Below are 5,176 nucleotides of genomic sequence, written 5' to 3'. Positions count from 1 at the left end.
GTTGTTTCTGGTTCTTGTTGCTTTGCTTGGCCTGAGTGTTTCCGGGTTTGTACCGGGAGAGGTATCCGTTGCCGACAGTGTGCCGAGGATGGCGAAGGAGGAGCTGAAGGAGCTTATCGGCAGCTCCGATGTGGTCGTTCTCGATGTCCGCACCGACTTTGACTGGGTCAGCGATAAATTCAAGATAAAGGGCGCGGTGCGTGAGCATCCCGGGGATTTCGAAACCTGGTCAGAAAAGTACCCGAAGGAAAAAACTATCGTTCTCTACTGTGCCTGAGTGACCGAGGCCACCAGTGCCAGTCTGGCACAGAAGCTCATCGACGGAGGATACCCGAAGGTCTATGCCTTGAAAGGCGGATGGCGCGAGTGGGTCGAGGCACGGTACCCCGCTGAGCCCAGGTAAGGCGCGCGCGTCCGATTCGGGGTAAGCGGCCCATCAGAGGGTAAAGCGAAGGTGTATTGCTCCGCCAAGGTAGGTCGTGTCATTTTCGGGCCATTTCGCCAGCCCGCCATTCCGTGCGGAAAGGCAGTGAACGGAAAGCGGGCGGGTATCTTCGGGAACGCCCGTAAAAGGTCTGCTATAATAACCTATAGGGAACATACCGTTCAGGAGGTGGACAGGTATGACCATGAAAAAAGGGGGCACGATCGTTGTCACATGTCCGGGATGCAGGAGAAAGTTTGTGGGGAGATTCGAGGACATCACCGAGGCGGAGGAATATTTCTGCCCCTATTGCGGGAGGTCTTTCGGAACCAAGGGGAATCTTACGGAAGAGTTGCAGAAGGAGCTGGACAGGTACCGGCGTCAGCTCTAGGGTGACGATCCCCGGTGCTCGAGCTTATTCATTCCCGCCGGCTCAGGGCATTCAATCAATGAAACCGATCCCGGGTGGCCGGACCTGACAAGAGGCCAACCGATCATCGATAACAGGCGCACGGAAATCTTTCTCCCCTCGCGTGCCTTCAGCCGCCGTGGGGCGATATCCCGAAAATTACCGCCTTATCCCTGCGAGAAGTGGAGTGACGAAGGTCTCGATGAGCGCGGCGATCAGCAAGAGAGGTACCACGATCCTGAAGAATTTCTTCAGGGAGAGGGAGAGATAAGGCCTGAACTCCTCCCGGTAGCGCACTTTCCGGAAAAATCTCAGACCCAGCCAGAGGCCCAGTGACCCGGCGAGGATGAACGCGGGGACCTCAAAGAGGGCGTGGGGCAGGATGCGGAGGGCGACCTCCCCGAAACCGAGGCGGGTTCCGGCAAGGGAGACCAAAACCCCGAGGAGGTATCCGTTTCCCGATATGAAAAGGATGGGGATCAGGCCGAAGAAAAACCCCAGGAGTATGGTGATCAGGGATTTCAGGGCGTTGTTCAGGAAGATCAGCGTCAGTATCGCCGGGGGAGCGAGCTCTCTGATAGGGCCGAAAAATGCCGACAGCTCCTGGCCGATCAGCTCCTTTTGCCCCATGGGTGCCAGGTACCCGATTACGGCCGCGATGAAGAAGAGTGCCGAAGCGGCAGCGACACAGTGCCTGAGTGATCTATCGGGCATAGAGACATCCTACCCTTTTTTCGGGGTGTCTGAAACTTCCCTTTTATGGGTTGGGGAAGTGGGGCCGGGGAGGCTTCACCTGACGGAAGCCATCATGCGGATGCTTTTTCTCCGGGCTCTTCCTTCTACCGGCCCATTCGTTCGAGAGGGGATACCTTCCCTGCGGGCTCCTCTACTCTTCCCACATGATACAGGCTACCGGGCACTGATCGATTGCTTCCTGGATTTCTTCTTCAGATGCACCGGTGGGATCGATGACCTCCGCAAGGTCATCTTCGTTCAACTGGAACACTCCCGGGCAGAGGTCCACGCAGACTCCGCATGAGGTGCAGAGATCCTGATCGATAACCAGTTTTTTCGCCATGAGATTTATCCTCCTGAAACGTGATATTAACGTAACGATATCTGTAGTGAGTCGACAAAAAAAGGCACCGGTAATTTAACCGGAGGCCCTGCGGGGCGCCGGTAAAATTGCCCGGTCAAAAAAAAACTGTTTCTATTCTACAGAAATTGCCTGAAAGGTCAAAAAAAAATTGATCTCCCCGCGGGGCCTAATTGCCGTGTCCGCATACCACCGGTTTGCTCGATAAACGAAGGGTGTCGGCTGTTTTGATTCCCACAGTTCCTGGAGATAGGGGAACGGGTTGTCCGCGGTGGTGTCAATGCACCGTTTTCTTGCCGGCTCGGCCTCCTTCTCTTTGCCATCCCTTGAGTATCTCCAGCAGCTCATCGGGGTCCAGGGTCTTTCGCTCCCGGTATCCGCGCACCAGGTCGTCGGCTATCTTGGGGGCCTCGATCTTCGCGATCTCCTGAGCGCACTTTTTGTAGAAGTTCTTCAGGAAGTTGTAACGGGGCTGGCTGCTCGTGTGGGCCATGAGATATCCCCGCCCGTAGGCCCAGGCTGCCGCGGTGCTGGAACCCCAATCGAACATGTAGAAACAATCCTCTCCCCGGAGATCTTTCTTCGGCATACCGCCGATGACCATGATTCCTGCGACCTCGATAATGTTCCCCGCGTTGTCCATAACGAATATCTTCTTGCTGTCGGGGTCTACCTCGATCGTTATTTTGAGTTTCTTGCTCACTGTTCCTCCCGGGCACCTATCCCGTTCGGCTCAACACATCTGAAACTGCCTCTCTTTATTCATCGACAGGAAGGGAGCGTTTCTTTACAGGAAGGAACGCGCAGTTCGCGGGCCACGTTCAGGGCCCCCGGCAGGCGGGTGATTGTGGTGCAGAGACAAAAGGTATGATTTTAGAAGAGAACCTCAGGGATTTTTGCGGGTTGGGGGAAAAATATTGGTCCTTCTCATGCGTCTTCCGGGAAACCGGGGACTTTCATCCCGGGCAGGGGAATGGCGTCACTTTGACAGCTCGGTTATCTTCTCCCGTGCGCGGTTGATGTAGGTTTCGTATTGCGGGGGGGCGGTGTCGATAAACTTTTTGTAGGCCCGTATTGCCTCTTTTTTCCTCCCCGATTTTTCATAGGCGATGGCGGTGTCATAGTAGGGCATGCCCAGTCTCGGGTCGAGTCTCGTTACCCAGTTGAAATCGTCGATTGCCTGGTCATACTTGCCGGCGGCCAGGTAGGCAGTCCCCCGGTTTTTGTAGGCGTAGGCAAACTCTTTATCGAGGGAGATCGCCATGTCAAAATCGAGTACTGCCCTGTCATACTCCCCCTTTTTGCTGTATGCAACACCGCGGTTGTTGTACGTATCAGCATCCAGGGCGTTGATGGCGATGGCCCCGTTGAAATCCTCTATTGCCAGGTCGTACTGAGCTTTGTATATGTGGGCGGTTCCCCGGTTGTAGTACACATCCGATACGATCGGATCCAATTCCCCGGCAAAGGAGGAGACAACCAGGTTATAGGGGTCGATGTCTCCGGCATAGATCTTGAGCGCCCTGTTGTAATCCGCGACGGCCTTGAAATACTGGCCTCTGTCCCTGTATGCATTGCCCCGGTTGTAGTAGGCTTCCGCATAGTTTGGATCTGCGGCAACGGCCCGGTCGAAGTCTGCGATGGCGAGCACGAACTGGTCCTGGCTCGCGTAGATGAGCCCCCGGATGAAGTACCCCTCGGCGAATGCTGGATCTATCTCCACCGCTCTGTTGAAGTCCGCGATGGCCCGGTTAGTTTCGCCCACTGCGAGAAAAGCCGTTCCCCGGGCTCTGTAGGCAGCGATATCATCGGGGTTTGCCTCGATGGCAAGGGTTATATTTTTTTCGGCCCTCTCGTACTGGCCGTTTTTGTAGTACGCAAGCCCCCGGTTGTAGTAAGCCGCCGCATAGCCGGGGTTGAGGTTGATGACGGCGCTGAAATCATAGATGGCCCTTCCGTAGAGGCCGCTCTTGTAGTACGAAAGACCCCTGCTGTTGTATGCGTCTCCGTAATCCGGGTCCAGCTCGATGGCCCGGGAAAAATCGGCAATGGCGAGTTCGTAGCGGCCACCCGTGTCGTAGGCGTTGCCCCGCATGAAATAGGAGAGGGGAAAACCGGGGTCCCTTGCTATCACCTCGTCAAAAGCGGCGAGGGCTTCTTCCATCGTCCTTTCCTTCTCGAGGGACAGCCCCTTGAAGAAGAGTTCCGCTGTCTCCAGATCTATTTTTTTCCCCATCAGGGCGGCGATTGCCTTGAGCCCCTCTTTCGGGCGGTAGTAGGTGGGGTCTATGGCAAGTGACTCCTCGAACGTCTCCTTGGCACGGGTAAAATTCTTGTTGAGGGCATGGTACACACCCTGGTAAAAGGCATCCTCTGCGGCATACGGTACCTGGGCCGATGCCGCGTTTGCCAAAAAAAGCGTCAACAGGGCCGCACATGTAAAGGTGAGATACTTCAATTCATCCGCTACCTTTTTCTCTTTGGGCGTCGGCAGGAAATGATGCTCACGGATAGCAGGGGGGCCTTGGACACGTAAAATATCGAACGGTATTGGCAGCCAACACGTCTGTGCTGCTCAACGATTCGATGGAGAGCCTGTATTTACATGTGCCCTGAGAGGACCGAAAGGACCCTTTTTTCCTCCCCACCCCGAACAGGGCGAACAAGCGCTGCCGACTAAAGCTTATCCGGCTTATCTATTAAATGATTTAACGTCCTGCGGATTTTGTCAAGATGCTAATTGAGAGCCGGTAAGGTCCGGGAGGGATTTTCTGGATATTTCAAGGCGCATTTCCTTCGGGCTCTTCAGACGGTTCGTATCACTCCGGTTTGAAAAGCGGACCGGTTCGCTCTAGACTACAGGGAGAACATGGGGAAGGAGGCAAAAGATGCAATATAAATTGCTCGGAAATAGCGGTCTGCGGGTATCCGAACTCTGCCTGGGAGCGATGACCTTCGGCGAGGTGTGGGGGACCTTCGGCGCCTCCAAACAGGAGAGCCGGAAAATGTTCGATGCGTTTCTGGATGCGGGGGGGAACTTCATCGACACGGCCAACAAATACACCGAGGGAACGAGCGAGAAGTTCCTCGGTGAGTTCATGCGGAAGGAGCGGGAGAGGCTCGTCCTGGCGACGAAGTACACCCTGACGATGGACCCGGACGACCCCAACGCGAGCGGAAACCATCGCAAAAATCTCGTCCGCTCCCTCGAGGCGAGCCTGCGGCGGCTCGACATGGACTACGTCGA

At 55.5% G+C, this 5,176-nt stretch carries 6 protein-coding genes and 1 pseudogene (1 of these 7 only partly in view); 3 read left to right on the top strand and 4 right to left on the bottom strand.

The genetic code is table 11. From position 1 onward, the window contains the following. The coding region (locus GTN70_06635) for a hypothetical protein (protein ID NIO16662.1) at positions 1-277 on the top strand (277 nt) is incomplete at its 5' end. Positions 278-623: 346 nt separating this feature from the next. After that, positions 624-815, top strand: coding sequence for a hypothetical protein (locus GTN70_06630; protein ID NIO16661.1), 192 nt, complete (start codon positions 624-626; stop codon positions 813-815). A gap of 177 nt (positions 816-992) precedes the next feature. Here the strand turns inward: GTN70_06630 and GTN70_06625 are convergent, their stop codons facing one another. The 4 genes from GTN70_06625 to GTN70_06610 all read right to left on the bottom strand — a co-directional run bounded on the left by GTN70_06625 (position 993) and on the right by GTN70_06610 (position 4,354). Next, the gene (locus GTN70_06625; protein NIO16660.1) at positions 993-1,547 is read right to left on the bottom strand and encodes a hypothetical protein; all 555 of its coding nucleotides are present in this window, start codon (positions 1,545-1,547) and stop codon (positions 993-995) included. Between the two features lie 172 nt (positions 1,548-1,719). Beyond that, positions 1,720-1,911 carry a 4Fe-4S dicluster domain-containing protein gene (locus GTN70_06620; protein ID NIO16659.1) on the bottom strand — a complete coding sequence of 64 codons (192 nt, stop codon included), beginning with the start codon at positions 1,909-1,911 and terminating at the stop codon, positions 1,720-1,722. Between the two features lie 295 nt (positions 1,912-2,206). Further along, the gene (locus tag GTN70_06615) at positions 2,207-2,632 is read right to left on the bottom strand and encodes a hypothetical protein (protein NIO16658.1); all 426 of its coding nucleotides are present in this window, start codon (positions 2,630-2,632) and stop codon (positions 2,207-2,209) included. A gap of 276 nt (positions 2,633-2,908) precedes the next feature. Further along, positions 2,909-4,354, bottom strand: a complete 1,446-nt coding sequence (locus GTN70_06610; GenBank protein NIO16657.1) for a tetratricopeptide repeat protein — start codon at positions 4,352-4,354, stop codon at positions 2,909-2,911. A 463-nt stretch (positions 4,355-4,817) separates the two neighbouring features. Here GTN70_06610 and GTN70_06605 point away from each other — a divergent pair. Then, a pseudogene (locus GTN70_06605) lies at positions 4,818-5,176 on the top strand (aldo/keto reductase); it runs 654 nt beyond the window's last position.

The sequence above is a fragment of the Deltaproteobacteria bacterium genome (assembly GCA_011773515.1).
Taxonomy (GTDB): Bacteria; Desulfobacterota; Deferrimicrobia; order J040; family J040; genus WVXK01.
Note: the sequence above shows the minus strand (reverse complement) of the source record. Positions and strands in the feature narration are given on the sequence as shown.